Source organism: Rhizobium lentis, assembly GCF_014200175.1.
Taxonomy (GTDB): Bacteria; Pseudomonadota; Alphaproteobacteria; order Rhizobiales; family Rhizobiaceae; genus Rhizobium; species Rhizobium mulingense.
The window spans coordinates 467,401-491,810 of sequence record NZ_JACHBD010000001.1 but is presented as its reverse complement, the minus strand read 5'-3'; the positions used below and the strand labels follow the sequence as shown (position 1 = coordinate 491,810).

At 62.5% G+C, this 24,410-nt stretch carries 23 protein-coding genes, 1 tRNA gene and 1 pseudogene; 16 read left to right on the top strand and 9 right to left on the bottom strand.

Annotated elements, in window-relative coordinates; genetic code table 11:
* Positions 1 to 50: 50 nt before the first annotated feature.
* Positions 51 to 1,109 carry an aldo/keto reductase gene (locus GGI60_RS02455; RefSeq protein ID WP_183912900.1) on the bottom strand — a complete coding sequence of 353 codons (1,059 nt, stop codon included), beginning with the start codon at positions 1,107 to 1,109 and terminating at the stop codon, positions 51 to 53.
* Between the two features lie 226 nt (positions 1,110 to 1,335).
* Positions 1,336 to 1,806, bottom strand: a complete 471-nt coding sequence (locus GGI60_RS02450; RefSeq protein WP_183912902.1) for a MarR family winged helix-turn-helix transcriptional regulator — start codon at positions 1,804 to 1,806, stop codon at positions 1,336 to 1,338.
* Positions 1,807 to 2,000: 194 nt separating this feature from the next.
* Between GGI60_RS02450 and GGI60_RS02445 the strand changes: the two genes are divergently transcribed.
* The 9 genes from GGI60_RS02445 to GGI60_RS02405 all read left to right on the top strand — a co-directional run bounded on the left by GGI60_RS02445 (position 2,001) and on the right by GGI60_RS02405 (position 10,291).
* Positions 2,001 to 2,768 (top strand): alpha/beta fold hydrolase, encoded by a 768-nt coding sequence (locus tag GGI60_RS02445; RefSeq protein WP_183912904.1) that lies wholly within the window; start codon positions 2,001 to 2,003, stop codon positions 2,766 to 2,768.
* A 132-nt stretch (positions 2,769 to 2,900) separates the two neighbouring features.
* Positions 2,901 to 3,878, top strand: a complete 978-nt coding sequence (locus tag GGI60_RS02440; RefSeq protein ID WP_183912906.1) for an ABC transporter substrate-binding protein — start codon at positions 2,901 to 2,903, stop codon at positions 3,876 to 3,878.
* Between the two features lie 7 nt (positions 3,879 to 3,885).
* Complete coding sequence (locus tag GGI60_RS02435; protein WP_183912907.1) at positions 3,886 to 5,580, top strand: ABC transporter permease; 1,695 nt, start codon at positions 3,886 to 3,888, stop codon at positions 5,578 to 5,580.
* A complete protein-coding gene (locus GGI60_RS02430) occupies positions 5,568 to 6,587 on the top strand; it encodes an ABC transporter ATP-binding protein (RefSeq protein WP_183912909.1) in 1,020 nt (339 codons plus the stop codon). Before GGI60_RS02435 ends, GGI60_RS02430 begins: the two co-directional genes overlap by 13 nt.
* A gap of 119 nt (positions 6,588 to 6,706) precedes the next feature.
* Positions 6,707 to 7,816, top strand: a complete 1,110-nt coding sequence (locus GGI60_RS02425) for an endonuclease/exonuclease/phosphatase family protein (protein WP_183912911.1) — start codon at positions 6,707 to 6,709, stop codon at positions 7,814 to 7,816.
* Positions 7,813 to 8,586 carry an NUDIX hydrolase gene (locus tag GGI60_RS02420; RefSeq protein WP_183912913.1) on the top strand — a complete coding sequence of 258 codons (774 nt, stop codon included), beginning with the start codon at positions 7,813 to 7,815 and terminating at the stop codon, positions 8,584 to 8,586. Before GGI60_RS02425 ends, GGI60_RS02420 begins: the two co-directional genes overlap by 4 nt.
* 64 nt (positions 8,587 to 8,650) lie before the next feature.
* Positions 8,651 to 9,562, top strand: a complete 912-nt coding sequence (locus GGI60_RS02415) for a PhzF family phenazine biosynthesis protein (protein ID WP_183912915.1) — start codon at positions 8,651 to 8,653, stop codon at positions 9,560 to 9,562.
* 226 nt (positions 9,563 to 9,788) lie between these two features.
* Positions 9,789 to 9,864 (top strand) — tRNA-Lys (locus tag GGI60_RS02410).
* 124 nt (positions 9,865 to 9,988) lie between these two features.
* Positions 9,989 to 10,291 carry a hypothetical protein gene (locus GGI60_RS02405; RefSeq protein ID WP_183912917.1) on the top strand — a complete coding sequence of 101 codons (303 nt, stop codon included), beginning with the start codon at positions 9,989 to 9,991 and terminating at the stop codon, positions 10,289 to 10,291.
* 243 nt (positions 10,292 to 10,534) lie between these two features.
* Here GGI60_RS02405 and GGI60_RS02400 read toward each other — a convergent pair whose 3' ends face one another.
* On the bottom strand, positions 10,535 to 10,846 hold the full coding sequence (locus GGI60_RS02400) for a hypothetical protein (RefSeq protein ID WP_183912919.1): 312 nt from the start codon (positions 10,844 to 10,846) through the stop codon (positions 10,535 to 10,537).
* Positions 10,847 to 11,137: 291 nt separating this feature from the next.
* Between GGI60_RS02400 and GGI60_RS02395 the strand changes: the two genes are divergently transcribed.
* Together GGI60_RS02395 and chrA are read left to right on the top strand one after the other, a co-directional pair.
* A complete protein-coding gene (locus GGI60_RS02395; protein WP_183912920.1) occupies positions 11,138 to 11,953 on the top strand; it encodes a sulfurtransferase/chromate resistance protein in 816 nt (271 codons plus the stop codon).
* A 1-nt stretch (position 11,954) separates the two neighbouring features.
* Positions 11,955 to 13,376 carry a chromate efflux transporter gene (gene chrA / locus GGI60_RS02390; protein WP_183912923.1) on the top strand — a complete coding sequence of 474 codons (1,422 nt, stop codon included), beginning with the start codon at positions 11,955 to 11,957 and terminating at the stop codon, positions 13,374 to 13,376.
* 104 nt (positions 13,377 to 13,480) lie between these two features.
* Here chrA and GGI60_RS02385 read toward each other — a convergent pair whose 3' ends face one another.
* The 3 genes and pseudogenes from GGI60_RS02385 to GGI60_RS02375 all read right to left on the bottom strand — a co-directional run.
* On the bottom strand, positions 13,481 to 14,812 hold the full coding sequence (locus GGI60_RS02385) for a hemolysin family protein (protein ID WP_183912925.1): 1,332 nt from the start codon (positions 14,810 to 14,812) through the stop codon (positions 13,481 to 13,483).
* A gap of 93 nt (positions 14,813 to 14,905) precedes the next feature.
* Positions 14,906 to 15,289, bottom strand: coding sequence for a VOC family protein (locus tag GGI60_RS02380; RefSeq protein WP_183913879.1), 384 nt, complete (start codon positions 15,287 to 15,289; stop codon positions 14,906 to 14,908).
* A gap of 162 nt (positions 15,290 to 15,451) precedes the next feature.
* Positions 15,452 to 15,854: pseudogene (locus GGI60_RS02375) on the bottom strand (chromate transporter); the annotation flags it as partial.
* A gap of 432 nt (positions 15,855 to 16,286) precedes the next feature.
* Between GGI60_RS02375 and GGI60_RS02370 the strand changes: the two are divergent.
* On the top strand, positions 16,287 to 16,613 hold the full coding sequence (locus GGI60_RS02370; RefSeq protein WP_183912927.1) for an RcnB family protein: 327 nt from the start codon (positions 16,287 to 16,289) through the stop codon (positions 16,611 to 16,613).
* A gap of 480 nt (positions 16,614 to 17,093) precedes the next feature.
* Here the strand turns inward: GGI60_RS02370 and GGI60_RS02365 are convergent, their stop codons facing one another.
* Together GGI60_RS02365 and znuA are read right to left on the bottom strand one after the other, a co-directional pair.
* Entirely contained in the window at positions 17,094 to 18,299 is a 1,206-nt protein-coding gene (locus GGI60_RS02365) for a GTP-binding protein (protein ID WP_183912928.1), read from the bottom strand.
* Positions 18,300 to 18,412: 113 nt separating this feature from the next.
* Positions 18,413 to 19,438 (bottom strand): zinc ABC transporter substrate-binding protein ZnuA, encoded by a 1,026-nt coding sequence (gene znuA, locus GGI60_RS02360; protein ID WP_183912930.1) that lies wholly within the window; start codon positions 19,436 to 19,438, stop codon positions 18,413 to 18,415.
* Between the two features lie 101 nt (positions 19,439 to 19,539).
* Here znuA and znuC point away from each other — a divergent pair, with 101 nt between their 5' ends.
* The 3 genes from znuC to GGI60_RS02345 are packed head-to-tail and all read left to right on the top strand — an operon-like array spanning position 19,540 to position 21,648.
* Complete coding sequence (gene znuC, locus GGI60_RS02355; RefSeq protein WP_183912931.1) at positions 19,540 to 20,445, top strand: zinc ABC transporter ATP-binding protein ZnuC; 906 nt, start codon at positions 19,540 to 19,542, stop codon at positions 20,443 to 20,445.
* Positions 20,438 to 21,253: a zinc ABC transporter permease subunit ZnuB gene (gene znuB / locus GGI60_RS02350; protein ID WP_183912932.1), complete on the top strand. Its 816-nt coding sequence runs from the start codon at positions 20,438 to 20,440 to the stop codon at positions 21,251 to 21,253. The genes znuC and znuB overlap by 8 nt, the downstream gene beginning before the upstream one ends.
* On the top strand, positions 21,250 to 21,648 hold the full coding sequence (locus tag GGI60_RS02345; RefSeq protein WP_004679676.1) for a Fur family transcriptional regulator: 399 nt from the start codon (positions 21,250 to 21,252) through the stop codon (positions 21,646 to 21,648). The genes znuB and GGI60_RS02345 overlap by 4 nt, the downstream gene beginning before the upstream one ends.
* 528 nt (positions 21,649 to 22,176) lie before the next feature.
* Here GGI60_RS02345 and GGI60_RS02340 read toward each other — a convergent pair.
* Complete coding sequence (locus GGI60_RS02340; RefSeq protein ID WP_183934447.1) at positions 22,177 to 23,310, bottom strand: hypothetical protein; 1,134 nt, start codon at positions 23,308 to 23,310, stop codon at positions 22,177 to 22,179.
* A 190-nt stretch (positions 23,311 to 23,500) separates the two neighbouring features.
* Here GGI60_RS02340 and GGI60_RS02335 point away from each other — a divergent pair, with 190 nt between their 5' ends.
* Positions 23,501 to 24,073: a transglutaminase-like cysteine peptidase gene (locus GGI60_RS02335; RefSeq protein WP_183912934.1), complete on the top strand. Its 573-nt coding sequence runs from the start codon at positions 23,501 to 23,503 to the stop codon at positions 24,071 to 24,073.
* The last annotated feature ends 337 nt before the right edge of the window (positions 24,074 to 24,410 follow it).

Genomic DNA, 24,410 nt, shown 5'->3' with positions numbered 1-24,410 from the left:
GAAGACGAGACATTGCCACGATTGCGCTTCTCCCCCAGCGAGTCCGCTTTCTATTGCTGGAGGTGCGGACCGAAGAGCTCAAGGTCGGCTTCGCCCAGCCGGTCGCTTGCCGTGTTCAACTGGTGCCAATAGGGATAGAGTACCGGCGGCAGGCTGACGGCGTCCAGGCGTTTGCGCTCGTCATCGGCGAGCTTCAGATCGGCAGCGGCGATGTTGTCGCGGAACTGGGCCTCGGTGCGCCCGCCGATGATGACGGAAGTCACCGCCTTGCGGCCGATGAGCCAGGCGAGCGCCACCTGAGCGGCCGAGACGCCGTGCTCTTCGCCGATCGCGACCAGCGTCTCGACGATATTCCAGAGGCGGTTTTCGTCGCGGATCGGCGGCTCGGTCCAGCCGGCGAACTGGCGCGTTCCCTCGGGTGCTGCCTGGTTGCGGCGGTGCTTGCCGGAGAGCAGGCCGCCGGCCAGCGGGCTCCAGACCAGCACGCCGAGGCCCTGGTCGATCGAGATCGGCAGCAGCTCGTACTCGGCGTCGCGGGATTCGAGCGTATAGTGGATCTGCTGACTGACGAAGCGCTGGTAGCGGTGCTCGTTGGCGATGCCGAGTGCCTTCATGATATGCCAGCCCGAATAGTTTGAGCAGCCGACGTAACGCACCTTGCCTTGCTTGATCAGCGTGTCGAGCGCTTCCATCGTCTCTTCGAGAGGCGTCTGGCCGTCCCATTCATGCACCTGGTAGAGATCGATGACATCAGTCTTCAGGCGCTTCAGGCTTGCCTCGCATTCGCGGATCAAGTGGTAGCGCGAGAGGCCGCGGTCGTTCGGGCCGTCGCCCATGCCGAAGCGGGCCTTGGTGGCGAGCAGCACGCCCTGCGGCCGCTTGCCGGCGAGCGCTTCGCCGATGATGTTTTCGCATTCGCCTGATGAATAGACGTTGGCGGTGTCGATCAGGTTGACGCCGGCATCGATGCACATATCAATCATCTTCTTCGCCTCGGAAACGCCGAGATCGCCAACCATCTTCGCCCAGCCGACGCCGCCGAAGGTCATCGTGCCCATGGTCAAAGTCGAGATTTTCAGGCCGGAGCGGCCGAGCAGACGATATTCCATTGAAACTCCTCCTTCATCAAAACAGGATTGACGCACCTCAGCGCGGCCGAATGGCAATGGCGGCGCGTCCTGCGTGAGGCTCAGGCAAGACAGCGAGCGCCGGCATCTTCGCGCCGCGTGGCGGTAATGACCGATCGCGCGCGGCGGCAGCAGAGGGATCGTACAACATGCCACCGGCTTGTCGAAGAAAATCGTTTGGTGCAGCGAGGCAGTGTGCCTGCCAGGGTCAGGCCTCGTCCTTATCCCTGTTGTGAATGGTGTCGCGGATCGAAGCGATCGTGTCCCTGATCTTGCCGACAGTCTCGGCGTCGAGGCCGACGGCTTTGCCGATGCAGTCGTACACGTGGGTGGCGTGGCTTTTCAGCGCCTGTCCCTCTTGCGTCAGGCGCAGCAGCACCTGGCGTTCGTCGGCGGGATTTCGGTTGCGGGTGACGAGGCCGACATTTTCCAGCCGCTTCAGCAGCGGGGTGAGGGTGCTGGAATCGAGGAAAAGCGTCTCGCCGAGATCTTTCACCGTGCGGTCGTCACGCGCCCACAGGGCGGTCATGACGAGGAATTGCGGATAGGTGAGATCCAATTCGTCGAGCAGGGGACGGTAAAGCTGGTTGAAGGCGTGGCCGGCCGAGTAGATTGAAAAGCAAAGCATTTCATCGATCTGAGGCACGGCGCCGAGATCATTCGATGTGGTGTCTTTCATCACGCTCTCCTTCGGCTTCAATATAATTTGTGCGCGATCTGTTTGCAAGCTATTGACGCACGGGAAGGGGTGGCCTAGATAAATAGCGCACAAATAAATCGCTTACAAACTAAATGACCGAATTTAAGAGCCGAAAAAGCACGTCAACCGCGCTTCGGCTCCTGTGACATCAAACCGACGAAAGGAAATGACCAATGTTCAAGTTTGCTGCTGCCGTCGCCCTGGCGGGCGCTCTGTTCTCCGGTGCTGCCGTTGCCCAGCCGGCCAAGCCGACCGTCGTCCTCGTCCATGGCGCCTTTGCCGATTCATCCAGCTGGAACGGCGTCGTCGAAATCCTGCGCAAGGACGGCTTCCCGGTCGTGGCTGCCGCCAATCCGCTGCGCAGCGTTGCCAATGATGCTGCCTATGTCTCCGACGTCGTCGGCAGCATCGCCGGCCCCGTGGTTCTCGTCGGCCATTCCTATGGCGGCCAGGTCATTTCGACCGCGGCCAACGGCCACGACAACGTCAAGTCGCTGGTCTATGTCGCGGCCTTCGCCCCTGATGCAGGAGAATCGGTTGCCGATCTCGCCGGCAAGTTTCCGGGCGGCACGCTGAGCGGGGCGCTGGCGGCCCCGGTGAAACTCAGCGGCGGCGGTGTCGATCTCTATATCGACCAGGCGAAGTTCCATGATCAGTTCGCCAGCGACGTGCCGGCCGAACAGGCGGCTCTGATGGCGGCTGGCCAACGCCCGGTCACCGAGGCCGCGCTGGCTGACAAATCCGGCGAGCCCGCCTGGAAGAAGCTGCCGTCGTGGTTCGTCTACGGCACCGGCGACAAGAACATCCCGGCCGCAGCCCTTGGCTTCATGGCCGAGCGGGCAGGGTCCAGGCGGACAGTCGTCGTCGATGGCGCCTCCCATGTCGTGATGGTTTCGCATCCTGACAAGGTTGCCGAACTGATAGAAGAGGCTGCGAAGTAGCGTTTTCTGACGGGCCGCGGCGCGCAAGTGCCGCGGCCCGAATGCCGGCAAGCGGAGCCTGCCGCCGCCTGTCACATCGCTGTCAACGACCCCTAATAAGGGAGGGGTAACGCAATCCCGAGGACCCCTCCCATGAAAACGATCGTTTCCGCCGCAGCCCTTCTCGCCGCGAGCCTTTTTGCCATTCCGGCTTCGGCCGCAAACCTCGTTCTCTACACCAGCCAGCCGAACGAAGACGCGCAGGCGACGGTCGATGGCTTCATGGCCGCCAATCCCGATATCAAGGTCGACTGGGTGCGCGACGGCACGCCGAAGATCATGGCCAAGCTGCAGGCCGAGATCCAGTCCGGCAACCCGGTCGCCGACGTTCTCCTGATTGCCGACGTGGTGACGCTGGAGCGCCTGAAGGAAGAGGGCAAGCTGCTCGCCTACAAGTCGCCGGAAGCCGTCCAATACGACGCCTCGCTCTATGACGCCGACGGCTACTATTACTCGACCAAGCTGATCACCACCGGCATCATGTACAACACCTCGGCCGGCATGAAGCCTGCGAGCTGGAAGGATCTGACCAAGCCGGAAGCCAAGGGCCTCGTCACCATGCCGAGCCCGCTCGCTTCGGGTGCCGCACTCATCCATGCCCAGACGCTTGCCGCCGTTCCCGGCCTCGGCTGGGACTTCTACAAGTCGCTTCAGGCAAACGGCGCGATCGCCGCCGGCGGCAATGGCGCCGTCTTGAAGTCGGTCGCCTCGGGCGAGAAGGCTTACGGCATGGTCGTCGACTACCTGCCGATCCGCGAGAAGGCCAAGGGTGCGCCGGTCGAATTCGTCTTCCCGAGCGAAGGCGTTTCGGCCGTCACCGAGCCGGTCGGCATCCTCGCCAGCAGCAAGAATGCCGAGGCCGCCAAGAAGTTCGTCGATTACGTGCTCTCCGAAAAGGGCCAGGAAGGCTTCCTCAAACTCGGCTATATTCCGGCCCGCAACGGCATGAAGGTGCCGGACGGCTTCCCGGCGCGTGAGACGATCAAGGTCCTGCCGGTCAATGCCGCGGAAGCCTTGAAGAATACCGACCAGGATCTGAAGACCTTCTCGGGGGTCTACCGCTCGAACTGATCTCTTCATGCCAGCCTATGTCAGAGCAGGAAACAGCCAGCCCGCCTGGCTGTTTCCTTTTATCGTCATTACGGTGCTCATCCTCAGCGTGCTGCCGCTCGCCCGCCTTGCCATGGCAGGGATCGCGGCCTTCGCCAGCGGCGGTGTCACCGATGTGCTCGCCGACCCGGCGCTTTGGCAAGCCGCCTATTACACCGTCGTCACATCCGTTCTCGGTACGATCGTCTCACTTCTCATTGGCTGCCTCTTCGCCTTTCTACTGACGCTGACCGACATCCCGGGCAAGGGGCTGCTCAGCTTCTTCTTCGTGCTGCCGATGATGATCCCGCCGCAGGTGACGGCCCTTGCCTGGGTGCAGATGTCGGGGCCGTCAAGCCCGCTGCTGAAGGCGCCCGCCATCGCTCCGCCGCTCGGCTCGCCGCAGCCGCTCTATTCGGTCGGCGGCATCGCGCTGCTCTACGGCGTCCAGCATGCGCCGCTCGTCTATCTCGCGCTCCGCGCCGGGCTGATGACGCTGCCGCGCGACGGCGTCGAGGCCGCACGGCTTTCCGGCGCCTCCAGCTTTCGGGTCTTCCGCGACATCATCCTGCCTCTGTCGCTGCCCGGCATCATCGCGGGTGCGGCGATCTCCTTCGTCTCCTGCACCGGCAATTTCGGCATTCCCGCCATTCTCGGCATTCCCGCCTCGATCTTCACGCTGCCGACGTTGATTTTCACCAAGTTTTCCGCCTTCACCAGCCGCACCTTCGGCGACGTCGCCGTGCTGTCGGCAATCATCGCGATGATCTCGGTGGCGGGCTTGATGATCCAGGACCGGGCGCTCAGAGGCCGCGATTACCGCGTCATCGGCCTGTCCGGGGCGAGCGCCGCCTTCGAGCTCGGCGCGTGGCGGTTCGCGTTCACGCCGCTCCTCTGGGCGATCCTGTTCTTCATGCTCGCCGCACCCTTCTTCGCCCTCGTCGCCGGCGCGCTGGTTCCGGCCTACGGCGTCCCGCTCACCTTAAAGACCATGTCGCTCCATGCCTTTGAGGAGATCCTCTTCCGGCAGTCGGTGACGCGCACGGCTTTCGTCAACTCGATCTCGCTTGCCGGCGCAACCGCAGTTTGTCTCCTGGTGGTGACCGTGCTTGCGGCCTATATGCTGACGCGGCGCAAGGATGCGGCATCCCGCATCATTGCCAGCCTGATCGAGATACCCTATTCGCTGCCCGGCATCGTCATGGCGGTCGCCTTCATCCTGGTCTTCGCTGCGCCCATCCCCTTCCTCCACATCTCGCTCTACGGCACGATCTGGATCATTCTCATCGCCTATTTCTCTTCCTTCTTCGCCATCAGCCTGAAACCCGTGATCAGCGCCTTCCACCAGATCGATCCGGCGCTGGAGGAGGCAGCACGGCTTTCCGGCGCCGGGTTCTTGCGAAGGCTTTCCGATATCATCGTGCCGCTGATTGCGCCCGCCGCCGGGGCTTCCGTCATCCTCGTCTTCCTGATCGGCTGCAACGAGCTGACTATCTCCGCGCTGCTCTGGTCGGCCGGCACCCAGACGCTCGGCGTCGCCATCTACAATCTCGACGACAGCGGCAGCTCCGACCTTGCCTCGGCACTGTCTGTCCTCGTCGTCCTCATGGTCATGGTCATGATGCTGCTATTGGAACTCCTGGCGAAACACCTGCCGAAAGGGGTAGTCCCATGGCGAAACTGATCCTCAACCGGGTGGCCAAGGATTTCGGCACCGGGCGGGCGGCCGTCAGCGATGTCTCGCTCGATGTGCGCGAGGGCGGTTTCCTGGCGCTGCTCGGGCCTTCCGGCTGCGGCAAGACGACGGTTCTGCGCATGATCGCCGGTTTCGAGACGCCCTCCGACGGCTCCATCCATCTCGGCGAGCGGCTGCTGGCCGATGCCGCGCAATCGCTGCCGCCGGAAAAGCGCAACATGGCGATGGTCTTCCAGTCCTATGCGCTCTGGCCGCACATGAGCGTCGCCGACAATGTCGGCTATCCCCTGAAGGTGCGCGGTGTCTCGGGCGAGGCATACCGGACGAAGGTCGGCGAGGCGCTTTCCACTGTCCGGCTTGCCGATTATGCCGGGCGGCGGCCGGCCGATCTCTCCGGCGGCCAGCGCCAGCGTGTCGCGCTCGCCCGCTGCCTGGTGACCTCGCCCGATGTCGTGCTGCTCGACGAGCCGCTCGCCAATCTCGACCGGCACCTGAAGCAGGAAATGGAGGAGACCTTTCGCGAGTTTCACCACCGCTCCGGTGCGACGATGATCTACGTGACCCATGACCAGAGCGAGGCAATGGCGCTGGCGACCGACGTCGCCGTCATGTTCGAAGGGCGCCTGCTGCAGGTGGCGCCGCCGGCCGAGATTTATGCCCGGCCGGAGGGCCGCATCGTCGGCGGCCTGATCGGGCGCGGCGCGATCCTGACGCTGCCTGTCATGGGCGGCGAACGCCATCTGGAATGGAATGAACTGCAGGATGCGCTCCAGGCGGCCAACACCGATGACGCCGATATTCTCGTGCGGCCGGAAGATGTGATCATCGGCGGCGAGGGCGCTCCGGCAACCGTCGAATCCGTGCTGTTCGAGGGCGAGCGTTATGCCGTCAAGCTGACCCTCCGCAATGGCCAGACGCTGCGCGCCTTCAGCCGCGTGGCCGTCGAGGCCGGCGAGGCGGTACGCGCCGTCATCCGCGCGGGCTGGCGGCTTTGATGGACACCGGCAATCGCATTTCGGCTCAAAGAGGCTGGTAGTCCGCAACTTTCTTGGCCCCGCCACCTTTCCCTGTGGCAATTGCCGGATAAGGTACTGCCCACAACCGGATTCCCGTCATGTCGCTTCGCCTCGCCACCTTCAATGTCGAAAACCTGCTGACCCGTTTCGATTTCACCGGCTTCCGCAACCAGTTGCGCCAGGATCGTGTCATCAAGCTTTTCGAGGTCAATAGCGAGGGCGTCTATCAGCAGCTCGAGCAGGCGCGGGTGATTGCCGCCACCGACGACACCCGGCAGATGACGGCGCTGGCGATCGCCGATGCGGACGCCGACATTCTCTGCCTGCAGGAAATCGACAACATGGCCGCGTTGCAGGCCTTTGAATACGGCTATCTCTTCCGCATGGTCGGGAACGGTTACCGCCAGAAATTCCTGGTCGAGGGCAATGACGGCCGCGGCATCGATGTCGCCGTCTTGATGCGCGAGGAAACGCGCGACGGCCAGAAAATCGAGCTCAGGGACATCAGAAGCCACGCGATGACGACCTATCGCGACTTCGATCTCTTCGATGAGGACCTGGCGCTCACCAACCGCATCGACGACAAGATCTTCAAGCGCGATTGCCTGGAGCTCGACCTTCTGATCGGCGGCCGGCCGCTCTCGCTCTATGTCGTGCATTTCAAATCGATGGGCAATCCTCGCGACGGGCTGGACGGGCGGCAATCGACGCTGCCGCTCCGTCGCGCCGAGGCGCGCGCGGTGCGCCGCATCATCGAGAACAGGTTCGGCGCCGGCCGCACGGCCAAGAAGAGCTTCGCCATCTGTGGTGATATGAACGATTATCAGGAGCGCGTCGACGTGGTCGGCCGGCGCGGCGCCGGTTATCGTTTCGAGCATCAGACGGAGGTCGAAAGCGCGCTCGACGTATTCAGTCATGACGGCTTTGCCGAAAATGTCGTGGTCCGTCGCCAGCCGCTCGACCGCTGGACGCTCTATCACGCGCGCGGACCGCAGGAGCAGCACCTTTGCCAGCTCGATTATATCTGGCTTTCGCCGGCACTTGCCGCCCATAATAGCGGCCGTCTGCCCGAAATCATCCGCAACGGCCAACCCTACCGCACGGTCTTTCCGCCAGGCCAGGAGGTGGAGCGATATCCACGCACCGGCTGGGACCGACCGAAGGCATCCGATCACTGCCCCGTCGTCATGACACTGGATCTCCCATGAAAACGAATTTGAATATGAAATTTCCGACCAGCGATATTTCCGATGATTTTGTGGACTGGCCGCCGGAAGCGACGGTTTTCCCGATTGCCGGCGTCGACCTGCGTGTGCTGCCCGGCACCCATCCCTTCGTCACCGCCGAGGAAGCGGCGATCCGTGACAATTGGGCGAAGGAAACCGCCGCCAACCCGGCGCTGTTCGACGGCCGCCTGGTGTTCCAACAGCGGTTGTCGTTCAGTGAAGAGGGGATTGCGGGCGAGGGCTACGTCACTCCATTTTCCGCCTTCATGTATTGGCGGCGGCAGCCGCAGCGCCAGGGCGGCCTGCACATCTTCGCCTATCCGGTGCTCGAAAGCTCGGACGGCGCGCTCGTGGCGATCCGCATGGGGGCGCATACCGCCAATCCCGGCCAGGTCTATTTCGCGGCCGGCTCGCTGGAGCCGGAGGATGTCATCGACGGGCGCTGCGACATCGAGGCCAATATGCGCCGCGAAGTTCACGAGGAGACCGGACTGGATCTGGCCGACGCGGTCGCGGCGGAAGGGCTCTTTGCCAGCCATGCCAGACGCACGGTGACGCTGCTCAGGCTCTTCCGCTTCGACCTGACGGCGGACGAGATGGTGAAACGGATCGAGGCCCACATGCTGGTCGCCGCGGACAAGGAAATCGCAGGTGCGGCGGCGATCCGTTCGGCCGATCCCGCCGCCCATCCCTATAACGTCGCCATGCTGCCCGTCATCGACTGGTATTTCGGAAAGGGTAACCGGCGTTAGCGCCTTGCACTCGATCGTTTGGTCGGGCAGGTTGGCGGCGCAATGACGATTCAGGGAGGCCGATGTGGCGCGTAGCTACAGCGTCTATGACGTGTTCACCGATCGAAAGCTTGCCGGCAATCCGCTGGCGGTGGTCTTCGACGGAGACGATCTCAGCGACGAGGCGATGCAGGCGATCACCCGGGAGATCAATCTCTCCGAGACGGTTTTCGTGCAGCCTTCGATCAATCCCGCCTATGCGGCGAAGCTCCGGATCTTCACGCCTGGCCGCGAGCTGCCCTTTGCCGGCCATCCGACCGTCGGCACGGCGATCGCGCTGGCCGAGCGGGCTCATGGCGCAGCGGCGGTCGATCTCGTTACCGTGCTCGAGGAAAATGTCGGGCCGGTGCGTTGCGCCGTGCGACTGAGGGAGGGCGAGGCGAGCTTTGCCGAATTCGACCTGCCGCGCAAATCGCAGCAGGCGGTGATGCCGCTCGACAAGCTCGGCATCGCCGACGCTTTATCATTGAAGGTCACCGAGATCGGCTTTGAAAATCACGTTCCTTCGCTCTGGAGCGCCGGGGTGCCGTTCCTGCTCATTCCGGTGCACGATGTCGGCACGGCGCAGCGGGTGGAATTCGATCCGCAGCTCTGGGAAAAGATCGTGCCCTTCGTCGATGGCGCGCTGGCCTCGGCCTATGTCTATTGCCGCGGCGGCGTCAACCACGTGGCGAAGTTCCACGCGCGCATGTTCGCCAGCGGCATGGGCATTGTCGAAGACCCGGCCACCGGTGCGGCGGCAGCCGCACTCTCCGGCGCCATCCGCCATTTCGACCGGCTGACGGACGGGCACCACCCGATCATGATCGAGCAGGGTGTCGAGATGGGTCGCCCCTCTTTCATTCACCTGCATATCGATGTCGAAGGCGGGGCGATTTCCAACGCGCGGATCGGTGGTCAAGCGGTGCGGCTGGCGAGCGGCACCCTCGACCTTTGATTTCATGAGAGCGCCGCTGCGTCCGGCAGGACGCGCTGTGGAGACTTTATCACTTTGAATCTGCGCATAATCCTTTCTGAGGATCGGCGCGGCTTCAGGATCACGCGCTGCATTTCGGCCATGCGGAAAAATCTTTGAGATTAACCAAAGAATTTTCGCCGATGCGCTGGACAAGCCTGCCGATCCTGTTTATACGCCCCGTCACACCGCGCAGCCAAGCGCGAACGGGTGATTAGCTCAGTTGGTAGAGCAGCTGACTCTTAATCAGCGGGTCGTAGGTTCGAGCCCTACATCACCCACCAAATCTCTTGATAAGATTGACATATTAGAGGTCAAGGCCAGGTCTTGCGCCGAAGCGGGCCGCATGCTTAGGACTGGAAACGGCCGTTAATACGCGCCTTGTCTTTCTTTGCCAACGGAGGGGTCATGAGAATCGTCGTTTTTGCCGTCGCTTTATTGTTGCCGCTGCCGGCCTTTGCCGCAGGCGCAATGGAGGTCAGAGCGGGCGATCACAGCTGCCGCGAGCTTGCGCAGATCATCCGTCAGAACAAGAAGGTCTTCGTGCGCATGGGGATCGGCGGTCGCAGCTTCCGTTATCCGCCGGCCAGGTGCAATCTGGGTGACAAATACGACACGGCAACGGTCAGGGATGCGAACGGCAAAATGTGCCTTCTCGACTATGAGTGCGTGTACGATCCCCAATCCTTCTACAACAGGATCCCCAAATAAGATCGGGATGCGGGCACCGAGAAGGTATGCTTTGCGCGCCGACCGATAGGGCAAGAAAAAAGGCCGGGCGAAACTCGCACCGACCCTTCCTCGATTTGTCTCGACAACGGCTGCCAGTACCTCCGTGGTCAACCGTCAGAGACAAATTCTATGGCCCTTAGATAGGACTTGCGTGGCGACGTTCAAGGCCCTGCCGCGGAAAAGAAGCCGGCATTGGGTCGGCTTCTTTCTGCGACGCTGCGCTTACTGCTGGGCAGGGGCAGCCGGCGGCGTGGCCGGGGCTGGTGCCGGTGCGGGCGTTGCGCTGTTGTCGGTCGGAGCGATCGGCTTGGCCGGCGCCGGCTCGGATTGGGTCGTGGAGGCCGTCGTGTCCGGGGAGGTGCCGGGGGTGCTGCTCCACTGCGAATAGGCGAATGCAGCGACAGCGATCACGGCCAATGCAGCGGCCCAGACAACCCACGTGTTGCTGCTGCGCGCGGTCGGAGTCGTGCGCAGATCTAGATTCGGATTCAGCGGGCGGTTCGGGTCGTTGGCATTATTGGGGTCGTACGTCATGGTACTTTCTCCTCTTGCGGTGACAAGGAAATGGAGCAAAGAGCATTTTGTTCCATTCTGGCGCCGCGAGGCGAGCAATATCAGGGATTTCCGCCTGCAACCTGCCAGAATCGGCGTTTGAATCTGCAGCGCGGCCGGAGGGCGATGTCAGCGCACCGCCGTCTTGGCGGGCTGAACGCTTGACATGGGTGGGTCTCTTTGCGCATGATTTTGCCATGGGGTCGCGATCACCCCACGAGGCGCCATGCTGAAGAATCGCGTCCAGTAAAGCCGATTAACGGAGGACGCGTCATGCCGTCATTTCTTGAAATTTCTCCCGACAAACTCAGCCGGCTCATCGGAACGCCGGCTGCGCCCTGTATTATCGATGTTCGCACGGAAGAGGACTTTGCGCTCGATCCTCGGCTGGTGCCGGGCTCCATCCGGCGCAGCCATACCGATGTCGCTTCCTGGGCAAGCAGCGTCGAGGCTGATGCCGTCGTCGTAGTCTGCCAGAAGGGCGGCAAGCTCAGCCATGGTGTGGCCGCTTATCTTCGCCATGCCGGGATCGACGCCGAGAGTCTTCAAGGCGGTTTCGAATCCTGGACCGCTGAGGGGTTGGCGGTACCGGAGGAAAAGCTGCCGCGGCGCGACCTCGAGGGACGCACGGTCTGGGTGACGCGGGCGCGGCCGAAGATCGACCGCATCGCCTGTCCATGGCTGATCCGGCGTTTCGTCGATCCGAACGCCTTGTTCCTGTTCGTGCCGACGACCGAGGTTTTGGAGGTCGGCGCGCGCTTCGGGGCAACACCGTTCGATATCGAAGAGGTGTTCTGGAGCCATCGCGGTGAGCTCTGCACCTTCGACGTGATGGTTGAGGAGTTCGGGTTGGGGTCGGAACCGCTCCTGCGCCTGGCGCGGATCATCCGGGCCGCCGATACTGCAAGGCTCGATCTTGCGCCCGAGGCGCCCGGCCTGCTTGCCGCGTCGCTTGGCCTCTCCAGGATGTACGCCGACGATCTGGAGCAGCTCGAGGCCGGCATGCTTCTCTATGACGCCTTCTTCCGCTGGTGCCGCGATGCGACCGATGAGACCCACAATTGGCCCGCTCCGAAGAAGCGGGCATGAGATGGTCGAGATGACAGGAAATGCGTTGGCCGGCAAAACGGCGGAGAAACAGGCAGGCGAGGAGCGTCATCACGGCGTTTCGTTCGGCGAAGCCTTCAAGGTCTGGCTCCGCGTCGCGGCGCTCAGCTTCGGCGGCCCCGCCGGTCAGATCGCCGTCATGCACAGGATCATCGTCGACGAGAAGCGATGGATCGGCGAGCACCGTTTCCTGCATGCGCTCAACTATTGCATGCTGCTTCCCGGCCCCGAGGCGCAGCAGCTCGCCATTTACATCGGCTGGCTGATGCACCGGACCCCGGGCGGCCTTGTTGCCGGCATATTGTTCGTTCTGCCGGGATTTCTGTCGATTCTCGGTCTCAGCTTCATCTATGCTGCCTATGGCAACGTCGCCATCGTCGCCGGCCTATTCTTCGGTTTGAAGGCAGCCGTGCTTGCCGTCGTCGTGCAGGCCGTCATTCGGATCGGCGGACGGGCCTTGAGGAGTAAGGTCATGGTCGCGATCGCGGCTGCAGCCTTTGTCGCCATCTTTTTTCTTCATGTGCCGTTTCCACTGATCGTACTTGCAGCGGGCATGATCGGCTTTTTCGGCGGTCGGTTCGGACTTGCCGCCTTCAAGGCGGGCGGCGGGCACAAGGCCGGCAGCGGGCCGGTGCTTTCGGATGCCGATTCAGTGCTGGGCGAGGCCATACCGGCGCATGCGCGTCCGAACCTCTCCTGGTCCTTGCGCATCTCGACGGTGCTGTTTGCCCTGTGGCTCATTCCGGTCGCTGCCGTCTACGCAGTCTTCGGTGCGGACAGCGTCTTCGCCGAGATCGGCCTGTTTTTCAGCAAGATGGCCGTCGTCACCTTCGGCGGGGCCTATGCCGTTCTCGCCTACGTCGCCCAGGAAGCTGTGCAGCATTTCGGCTGGCTGAGGCCGGGCGAGATGCTCGATGGCCTCGGCATGGCCGAAACGACGCCGGGACCGCTGATCATGGTGGTGCAGTTCGTCGGCTTCATGGGCGCCTATCGCAATCCAGGGTCGCTGGATCCAATGCTGGCTGCCACGCTTGCAGCGATGCTGACGACATGGGTGACCTTCGTGCCCTGTTTCCTGTGGATCTTCCTGGGGGCGCCGTTCATCGAAAAACTGCGTGGCAACGTCGCGCTGGCAGGGGCGATGTCGGCGATCACGGCGGCGGTGGTCGGGGTCATTCTCAACCTCGCCATCTGGTTTGGTCTACATACGCTGTTTGCCGAAGTTGCTGTCGTCCGCCTTGCCGGCCTGCGGCTCGACATTCCGGTGCTGCAATCGGCGGTGCCGGCGGCAATGGCGCTGTCTGCCGTCGCCGCGATCGCGATCTTCCGGTTCAAGACCTCCGTTATCGCGACGCTGCTCAGCTGCGCCGCCGCCGGCATGGTCTGGACGCTGGCGATGAACTGATTAAAGCGCATCGCGATCTTTCAGATTCGCTCCTTGCGCTTGAGCACTTTGTTTTCACGCATGTCGTTGCCGCAAAACCGCGGCTCACTTTTGCGCGACATGCTTTAAACCTCTGCCCCCTCGGCGGCAATGCGCGTCGCGAGCATCTTGTCGATGCGCATGCCGTCCATATCGATCACCTCGAAGCGCCAGCCGTCGAAGAGGAAGGTTTCGCCGGCTTCGGGGATGTGCTGAAGCTGGTGCAGCGCGAAGCCTGCGAGCGTATGGAAGTCGGCGTCGGGGCGATCCTTGAGGCCCAACCGTTCGAAGGCGTCGAAGGCAGGCATCATCGCGTCGATCAATAGCGAGCCGTCTTCCCGAACAACGATGTCGGGCTCCTCATCGGCGCCCGGCAGATCGCCGGCGATGGCTTCCAGCAGGTCTGTCTGGGTGACGATGCCCTCGAGGCTGCCATATTCGTCGACGACGATGGCGAGGCGCACGGGCGAAGCCTTGAAGCTGTCGATGACGCGCACGACCTTGGTACCCTCGTGCAGCACCAGGGGCTGCTTTACTACCTCCAGCGGCCGGACCTTGCCGCCATCAAGAACCTGGTCGAGAAGATCCTTCTTCAACACCATGCCGATCGGCTCGTCGATCGATCCGCGGGCGACCAGCAGCTGCTCGTGGCTGCATTCGCGGATCGTTTTCAGAATCTCCGCCTCGCTGTCGTCAGCATCGAACCATTCGATGTCGAGACGTGGGGTCATTATGTCGGAGACCGGTCTGTCGCCGATGTTGAATACCCGCTCGACCAATTGCTGCTGCACCGGGTTCAAAAGCCCGGCTTCCTGGCTTTCGGCGACCAGCAATTTCAATTCCTGCGGCGAGTGGAACGAGGATTCTCCGGTTCCGGCGCGAAGGCCGACAGCCCGCAGCACGAGGTTGCCCATGCCGTTGAGGGTGAAGATCGCAGGCTTGAACAATACAAGGAAGAGCCCGAGCGGACGCACGACGGCTAGCGAGGTGGCCTCGCTGCGCTGCAGCGCCAGGCTTTTGGGTGCGAGCTCGCCGAGCACGATATGCAGCGCTGTGATGATCACGAAGGCGACGACGATGGCGACCGTATGGGCGCCGGTCGTCGCCCATGGTTCGGGCAGCCAGGAGAGCAGGGGCTCGATCAGATGGGCGAGCGCCGGCTCGCCGACCCAGCCGAGCGCCAGCGACGATATGGTGATGCCGAGCTGCGTGGCGGCGAGATTGGCGTCGAGATTGTCGACGGCCCGCTGGAGCGCAGTGGCATTCATGCGACCGGCTGCGGCAAGCTCGGCGACCCGGCTGCGCCGCACCGACACCAATGCAAATTCGGCGGCGACGAAAAAGCCGTTGGCGGCGACGAGAAAGAACACGGCTAGTATCCCGACATAATCGAAGAGCCCGCCCGCGGATTCGGACATATTTTGCCTACCTCTGAATTGACGCGAGTCCGAAACTACACGCTGGGGCACGGCTGACAAGGCGCGGCCGCCGTTCTTGCGCTGCCGCGGCGGTCAGCTCTTCGGCGCTTCGAAGAGCTCGATCGGGTTACCCGCGGGGTCTTCGAGCAGGATCTGCTTGCCGCCGATGCCCTGCACGATGTCATTGCGAAAACGCGCGCCGGCCTGGCGGAGTCTGGCGACTTCCGCCTCGAGGTCGGCGACCTCGATCTGGATGCGGTTCCATCCGCCGGGTTCCGGTCTTCGTCCGTCCGGCATGGCCTGGGAAGCTCCGCCCGGACCCGTCGTGCCGCTGACAAGCAGCCGGAAGCCGTCCCTGGTCAGGATGGCAAAACTTGGTGCCGGGTGAAGCGCGACGGAGAAGCCGAGATGCCTGGTGTAGAATTCCACCGCGGCGTCGACGTCGTCGACGATATAACGCATGCTGATGCCGGGCATGGTTTCCTCCATGGTGTTTCCGCTGTCGTGGAGCGCTGCACGCGACGGTGCGGCGGACGCTCCTGTTTCAAATCTGCGCCCAATCGTTCCGAAAATCGAATCCGAGCTTGGGCTATCCGCGGCGAGGGAGGCCGAACCTGCCGCCAGCAGCAGGACGATGACAACCGCGATCGCTCCGGCACGACGCGTTCCGGGAAAGCCGAGACGGCCGGCAAGTGCGGGCGCATCGGCGCGACAGAGAACGAGCCCCGCCGCCGCTCCAAGCGCAATCGCCTCGATCTGGCCGAATGATCCGCCGACGAAGACGACGATGGCGACTGCGGCAGCGAATGCCGGCGCGCTCGCGGTCCGGCGTCAGGCTCTTCGCAATGCCCCCGATCGCCTGTGCGATCACGGCGTCGTTGATCCATTTGCGCCGCACCACTAGTTCGTTCCTGAAATAGCCGAGATGGGCAATCGGTCCGCCGAGAGAGGTGAGGCCGAGCTTGAGGAAGACGCGGAAAACCTCGAACGGCGCGCCGTCAGCCGGCCCGGCAACGGGTAGGGCCTCGTTGTGAGTGCTCATCGTCGCCTCCCCGGGAAGGGGACATGTCTTACCTACCTCTGAATTGACGCGCGGAGGAAACTACACGCTCGCGCGCGAGCGGCAAGGCGCAGACGGCATTCTAACGTTGGGGTGGTTGGCCCTTGTCACTCGCCCCGTCCTTCGAGGCTCCGGCCTTTGGGCCGGTGTGCCGTGTGGCTGAAGACTGAGCGGCGCGTCTTGCAGCTGCGGTTTCCGTCGGCGGCCGCAGCTTCTCTCCTACCTCACCTGAGGTGCCCCGTCAGGGGGCTCGAAGGGCGAGGCGGCCACCAATGTTGGCATATGAGTTTTATCTAAAATGTAAGACACGCCGCGGAAGCCGCGGATTTCATTACGGAAGTTTAATCTAGCTTTCAGTTTCGGTTCATCTTTTCGGCCCTAGTTTTCTCCCGTGCCCAACACAAGGAACCGCACATGAAAAAGATCTTTGCAGCTCTCCTGTCCGCATCCTTCCTTCTCTCGCCGATCGTTGCCTCCCAGGCGAGCGCGGATGATTTCCGCCGTCCGCCCGTCGTCGTTCAGAAAGAGGTGATCGTCAAGAAAACGGTCGTGAGGCCGCATTGGAAGAAGGGATACCGCGTCAACGCCAGCGAACGCCGCCGGTTTCACGACGTCAACGACTACCGCCGCTACCGGCTCGCGCCTCCGCCGCGCGGCTATCGCTGGGTCCGCGCCGACAACGACTTCCTGCTGATCGGCGTCACCAGCGGCATCATCTCCGGCATCATCGCCGGGCGCTGATGGCAGGATATGGCAAGGGCGGCTTCGGCCGCCCTTTTTAGATTCTGAGAGGGAAGGCGTGCCGTGTAGCACCCCTCTGCCCTGCCGGGCATCTCCCCGACAGGTGGGAAGATCGGCAAAGGGTTGGCCCGCCAGTCCCTCTCCGCCGTCGTGCGGAAACATCAGACCGTTATTGTTTGGCAAAGTCATCAGCCCAGCCGATCTCCCCCGGCAGGGCAGAGGGGGTGCTACAGCACGCCGACGCGAGAAGGAGAGAAGTACGAGAATTGCGCAAAATCAGGCGCGCTTCCTGCACAGACAAATCGTCACCCCTGCCGGCGTGACGACATCACCCGCTCGGTAATGATCCCGAGCAAGCCTTTCGGCCTTTCGGCCGCAACCTCAGCCTCCCGCTCATAGATCAGCGGATGCAGCCCTCGATCTGCGGCAGGGGATCGCATTCCTCGCAGCTGCAGCGGTAGCGCTTGATCGCCGCCGCCTTCATGCGGCCTCCCTGTTCCAGCTGGCGAAAGGGTCGGGCAGGTTGCGCCAGCGCTCCGGCATGAAGGAATCGCCTTCCACCAGGCAGGCATCGAGTTCTCTCCTGATCCAGTCCTCGTCCATCGGGTCGGCGCCGATGAAGACGATTTCCTGGCGGCGGTCGCCCCAGACGGGATCGAGATAAGGGCCGAGGGCGTTGAGGAAGCCAGGCTCCTGCGGCCACTGCTCGCGGGGGATGGCCGCCCACCACAGGCCCATCTTGCCGGTGCGCACGATCGAGCCCGCCTGGCTGATCTCGCCGACATGGTGCGGGCGAGTGGCCAGCCAGAAGAAGCCTTTGGCGCGCACCACGCCCGGCCAGGTCTTGTCGAGAAAGGCGTGGAGCTTGGCCGGATGGAACGGCCGCTTCTCGCGATAGACGAAGGAGCGGATGCCGTATTCCTCGGTCTCGGGCACATGGTCCTCGAAACCGTGCAGCTCCTTGTACCAGAGCGGATGGGTCTCGGCCCTGTCGATATCGAAGCGGCCGGCGCCAAGTACGTCCTTCAGCGCCACCTTGGCGAAATCTGCCTCGATCAGCTTGGCATCGGGGTTCAGGCCGATGATGATCCTGCGCGCGGCGTCGCGCTGCTCGTCGCTTGCCGTGCCGATCTTGTTCAGCACCACGACATCGGCGAATTCGATCTGCTCGACCAGCAGGTCGACGAGGGTCCTGTTGTCGCCGTCACCTGCGGTTTCGCCGCGGTCGGCGAGGAAATCGGCGGAGGCGTAGTCGGCCAGCAGATTGGCGGCGTCGACCACCGTTATCATCGTGTCCAGCCTCGCGACATCCGAAAGGCTTTCTCCGTTCTCGCCACGGAACTCGAAGGTGGTGGCGACGGGCAGCGGCTCGGCAATGCCGGTCGATTCGATCAGCAGGTAATCGAAGCGGCCTTGGTTGGCGAGGTCGCGGACCTCCTTCAAAAGGTCGTCGCGCAGCGTGCAGCAGATGCAGCCATTGGTCATCTCGACCAGCTGCTCCTCAGTGCGCGAGAGATTGGCGCCGCCGTCGCGCACAAGGGCGGCGTCGATATTCACCTCGCTCATGTCGTTGACGATGACGGCGACGCGCAGGCCCGCGCGATTGGCGAGCACGTGGTTGAGCAGCGTCGTCTTGCCGGCGCCGAGAAAGCCGGAAAGCACCGTGACCGGAAGTCTGTCGCCCATGGGTACCTCGTCGATATTAATGTTATATCATAACGTATGCTAAGCCGAAAAAAGGCGGAACGGGGTCATCCGCCTCTTTTCGCCTCAGCTGTCTCCAGGAGATTGCACGGCAATCATGCGCCGGAGAGGCAAGCCCTCATGCTCTCGGCGATGCCGCGCATGAGAGTGAAGTAGAGGTCAGGGCCGGCCTTCAGCGTCGCCGCTTCGGGGTCGAGCACGCCGGATCTGGCGCTGGTGCCCTCGATGACGACATTGACGAGGCGCGGCTCGAATTGCGGCTCGGCAAAGACGCAGGTTGCGCCGAGTTCGCCGACCTTGCGGTGGATTTCCGAGACGCGCTCGGCGCCGGGAACGGTTTCCGGGCTGACGGTGATCGAACCTGCGACGCTGATGCCATAGCGGTGCTCGAAATATTGGTAGGCGTCGTGGAAGACGACGAAAGGCTTGTCCTTGACGGGCGCGACAGTGGCCGCGATCTCTTTGTCCAGCGCCGTCAGCCTGTCGTCCAGCGCCTTGGCATTGGCCTGATAGGTCAGCGCATTGGCGGGGTCGGCAGCGACCAGCGTCGTGGTGATTTCGGCGGCCATCGCCTTGGCGTTCATCGGGTCGAGCCAGAGATGCGTGTCGAAGGCGCCGTGGTCGTGGTCATGGTCATGCTCGTGATCATTGCCATGCCCGGTTTCGGCGGCATGGTCGTGATCATCCCCATCACCATCATCATGCGGTTCGAAGGCTCCGCCCTCGCGGAAGGGCAGCTTGACGAGGCCGGGCGCCTTGTCGAGCTCGGCGATGCTCGCCTTCGAGCCCAGTGCCTGCAACGGCTTTTCCAGGAAGGCCTCGAGCCCGGGGCCGGTCCAGAAGATCACCTTGGCTTCCTGCAGGGCGCGCGCGTTCGAAGGCTTCAGATTGTATGTGTGAGGGGAGGCGGCGCCATCGACGATCAGCTCCGGTTCGCCGACGCCCTGCATGATTGCCGCAACCAGCGAATGGATCGGCTTGATCGAGGTGACGACAACAGGCGCGTCGGCCGCCCGCATCGTGCCGGCAAAGAGCAAAGCGGGGATCGCCAAAGCCGGAATGGAGAGGACTGCCGGGATATTGAAGGCCCACGTTTTCAGAGGCCTCAGGGCGCGTTTCATCAGGTGCTCCGCTTGAATTGCAAGTGTTATGTTATTACATCAATTGCGTTATGCTATAACGTGTGCAATAGCAGGATGCAACAGCGCTGTCGGAAAATTTGATGCTCTCTCCCGCAAACAAGAAGGGCGAACCGCTGGTTTCGCTCGAGAATGTCGGCGTCCTGCGCGGCGGCCGGTGGCTCGTGCGCGGCGTCGAGTTTTCCGTGTCGCGCGGCGAAATCGTCACGCTCATCGGGCCGAACGGCTCCGGCAAATCGACGAGCGCCAAGGCGGCGATCGGCGTGTTGAAGCCGGACGAGGGCAGGGTCGAGCGGCTGGCCGGCCTCAAGGTCGGTTATGTCCCGCAGAAGCTTTCGATCGACTGGACGCTGCCGCTTTCGGTGCGCCGGCTGATGACGCTGACCGGCCCGCTGCCGCAGGGCGACATGCAGGCAGCCCTCGAAGCCGCCGGCATTGCCCATATGATCGATGCCGAGGTGCAGCATCTCTCCGGCGGTGAGTTCCAAAGGGCGCTGATGGCGCGCGCCATTGCCCGCAAGCCCGATCTGCTGGTGCTCGACGAGCCGGTGCAGGGCGTGGATTTTTCCGGCGAAATCGCCCTTTACGACCTGATCAAATCGATCCGCAACACCAGCGGCTGCGGCATCCTGCTGATCTCGCACGATCTGCACGTCGTCATGGCGGAGACCGACACGGTGATCTGCCTCAACGGCCATGTCTGCTGCCGCGGCACCCCAGAGGCCGTCAGCCGCAGCCCGGAATACGTGCGCCTGTTCGGCAGCCGTGCTGCCCAGACGCTTGCCGTCTACAGCCATCACCACGATCACACGCATCTGCCGGACGGGCGCGTGCGCCATGCCGATGGTTCCGTGACGGATCATTGCCATCCCGAGGACGGCCATCACGCACATGACGGGCATGGGCACGCTCATGGCACCCATGAGCACGCACACGATCATGCGCATGAACACGCCCATTCCCGCAGCGGGGAGGGCCGCCATGCTTGACGATTTCTTCGTGCGCGCCGTCCTTGCCGGTGTCGGCCTGGCGCTGACGACGGGGCCGCTCGGGTGCTTCATCATCTGGCGGCGCATGGCCTATTTCGGCGACACGATCGCCCATTCGGCGCTGCTCGGCGTGGCGCTGTCGCTGCTTTTCGAACTCAACCTGACGCTCGCCGTCTTCGCCGTCGCCGCCCTCGTCTCGGTGCTGCTGCTCTTCCTGCAGAAGCGTCAGGCGCTGTCGGCCGATGCGCTGCTCGGCATCCTCTCGCATGCCACACTGGCGATCGGCCTCGTCATGGTCGCCTTCATGAGCTGGGTCAGGATTGATCTCATCGCCTTCCTGTTCGGCGATATCCTTGCCGTCTCCAGGACCGACATCGCGCTGATCTGGGGCGGCGGCTTGTTCGTGCTCGCGGCGCTCGCCTGGCTCTGGCGGCCGCTTCTGGCGGCAACCGTCAATGCCGAGCTTGCCGAGGCCGAGGGGCTGAGACCCGAGCGGGCGCGGCTGTTCTTCATGCTGTTGATGGCCATCGTCATCGCCATCGCCATGAAGATCGTCGGTATCATGCTGATCACCTCGCTGCTGATCATTCCGGCGGCGGCGGCACGGCGTTTCTCGGTCACGCCGGAGATCATGGCAGTGTTCGCCTCGCTGATTGGCGCGGCGGCCGTCGTCGGTGGGCTGTTCGGTTCGCTCACCTATGACACGCCGTCAGGTCCTTCGATCGTGGTTGCGGCGCTCATTCTCTTCATTCTCAGCCTGCTTCCCGTCAGGCGCCATCGCGCGGTCGCGCAAGGACAAGGCTCATGACGACACCGCAACTCACCAAGAACCAGTCGCTGGTTTTCGACGTGCTCGAAAAGGCGGAAGGCCCGCTCAGCGCCTACACCATCCTGGACAAGCTTCGCGATCATGGCTTTCGCGCGCCGCTGCAGGTCTACCGTGCGTTGGAGAAACTGCTCGAATATGGCGTCGTGCACCGGCTGGAAAGCATCAATTCCTTCGTCGCCTGCGCCCACCCGGGCGAGAATTGCCACAGCCACGGCATTGTCGCTTTCGCCATCTGCGAAAGCTGCGGCCAGGTGATGGAGTTCCACGACCATGAAGTTGACCACCGGCTGATGGCCTGGGTGCGCGGGCAGAAGTTCAAGCCGGAGAAGACGACGATTGAGATCCGTGGCCTGTGCGAGGCTTGTGCGGCGTAAGTGGTAAAACTGTCGTCGGCATCTTATCCCATCACGCCGAGCGAATATTAAGGGGGAGTGCTCACCTCCCACCTCATTCCTGTGACGAGCACAGAGTGAGTGGGGATGTGTGTTGTCCGCCAGATCTACTGTGGCGAAGGAAGACAGCTTTTTGCCTAGGTCAGACTAGACGATCGCCTGGCGCTCGCCAAAGGGCGTGTCGTCAGGCTCGGATGCGGCGGTGGCGGAGATCGGGTTGATCGCCTCGACTATGAGAGTCTCCTGCTGGCAGGGCGCCGGCCCACTGTTCCCAGGATTTAAGCAGGGGAGCGGGCGTCTGGCCGATGAGACTCATATCGAGCGTGGGCGGCCAAACACAAGGTTGATCGCCAGACTATGGTCTGGAATCTGCCGGAGCAGCCCGCCTGGTTCGCCGCCATGTCCTTTTTCAGAGAACGGTAATGGCCGGCGATTGAGGTTCAAGCCGATGATCCAGGAAAGGTGAGGCCGGAGACCGGCCTTACCTTTTGCGTTTCTACGATGACAAGCTCAGTTCGGTCCGCCCTTGCCGGAACCGCCTTTGTCGCTCTTGCCAGAACCGCCGTTGTCGGTCTTGTCGGAGCCGCCATTGTCGTTCTTTTCGGAACCGCCGTTGTCGCTCTTGCCGGAACCGCCATTGTCGCTCTTGTCGGAACCGCCATTGTCGCTCTTGCCGGAACCGCCATTGTCGCTCTTGTCGGAACCGCTATTGTCGCTCTTGCCGGAGCCGCCGTTGTCGCTCTTGCCGGAACCGCCGTTGTCGCTCTTGTCGGAACCGCCATTGTCGCTCTTGCCGGAACCGCCATTGTCGCTCTTGTCGGAACCGCTATTGTCGCTCTTGCCGGAGCCGCCGTTGTCGCTCTTGCCGGAACCGCCATTGTCGCTCTTACCGGAGCCGCCGTTTTCGTTCTTGCCGGAACCGCCATTGTCGCTCTTGTCGGAACCGCCATTGTCGCTCTTGCCGGAGCCGCCGTTTTCGTTCTTGCCAGAGCTGCCATTGTCGCTCTTGTCGGAGCCTCCATTGTCGCCCTTGCCGCGACCGTCGTTCCCACCCCTACCGTGATCTTCCTTGCTGCCGTGGCTGTCTTTTCCATGGGCGTCCTTGCCGTGCCCGTGATCCTTGCCGCCCTTGTCGCCATGGTTGTCTTTCCCATGGCCACCTTTGCCATGATCGTGATCTTTGCCGCCCTTGCCGCCCTTGCCGCCGTGATGGCCGTGGCCGTGGTCGTTGTCGCCGGTGTTGTTACCGGTGTCGTCACCAGTATTGTCGCCAGTGTTACCACCGGTATTGCCGCCGGTGTTGCCGGTGTTGTCACCAGTATTATCACCGGTGTTGTCGCCAGTGTCGTTTCCGCCATCATCCGCAACCTGATTGCCACTGCCACTATTGCCACTGGACTCGGCAGTAGGACTGGTGCTCGACGTCTTCTGGCCGTCGCCGATGCCTCGGCTGCTGCGATCGCTGTCGTTCCGGTTGAATTTGCTGCCGGCTTGAATTGATTTGGTCGGCATGCACAACCGGTATTCGAGCGTGCCGCGCACGGCGGTATTGCAATTAACGACTGCCGGGGCTGCCATGGTCAAGCTGCTACTTGCCATAAGGAAAGCAACGGCGACGCTGAATTTCGATGCTCTGCTGCGCATTTCAAAGTCTCCCAAGGGTTAACTGGAGGTTAATGGGGAGAGCTTTTATACTAACGATCTATTAACGGAAAGAATAAACGATGGTTAATCTGTCTTTATTAGATATTACGGTTAAATTCGCAAGTATAAAATTTTAATAAATTTTTATCCCGGCCGTGTTATTGTGAAGGTGGAAATAAGGGAATCGGCTATGAAGCGTCTACTTTCTCTCGCTGTCATTTTGTCCTTTCTTGTGCCTTTTCAGGCTATTGCCGGATCCTCCTTGCCTGTGACGAGAAGTATCGGCGCGCCCGTGGGGTTTGCGGCGGCCTGCGCCAAGTACAAGTGGCTGTGCGGCAGGATGGCGGTTCAACAGCCGCACGACGCGGCAGGCATAGCGCTGCTTCAAAAGGTCAATCGGGCGGTCAATGGACGCATCATTCCCGCGGAAGATCGTCCGTCTTCCCACGGAGATGTCTGGTCTCTGCCGGTTGCCGGCCGGGGCGACTGTGAGGACTATGCCCTCCAGAAGATGAAAGACCTGATCGACGCTGGTTTTCCGTCAAACAGGCTGGCGCTTTCAGTGGTCATTGGCCCGCATGATCAAAATCACGTCGTTCTTATTGCCCGCACAGACGGTGGCGATTACGTGCTCGATAATCTGTCCAGCGCCGTCAGGCTCTGGCGCATGACGGGCTATACGTTTTTGGCCACCCAGGATTTTCAGTCGCGAACCGGCTGGCGGGTGACACTTGCCGGTCCCCGCGCCGGCGAATTCTCCTGAACCCCGCGCGTCGTGCAAACGCAAGATGCTTGGCGAGCCAGTGCGCTCGGCTGCAAACTGGCCCCATCTTGCGGATCGAAAGTCTCCTGCGCCATTCCGCGGTGTCTCGATGCCGCCGAACGGCGGAGACTGGTGCGGCTTCCGGCTTTATCGGGACATTTCAAGCCTGAGTGGCGAGGCGCATGAACATTGCTGCGCGCGAGAGGGTGAAACGGGTGCAGGTCGCTGTAAATTCGACGAAGAATTGTGCATCCGCAAGCGGCGTAAAACGTAGACGATGTAAGAATCGGAAACACTTTGTGACTAAGTGCCTCCAAAAGCAGCGTTTTTTGACTTG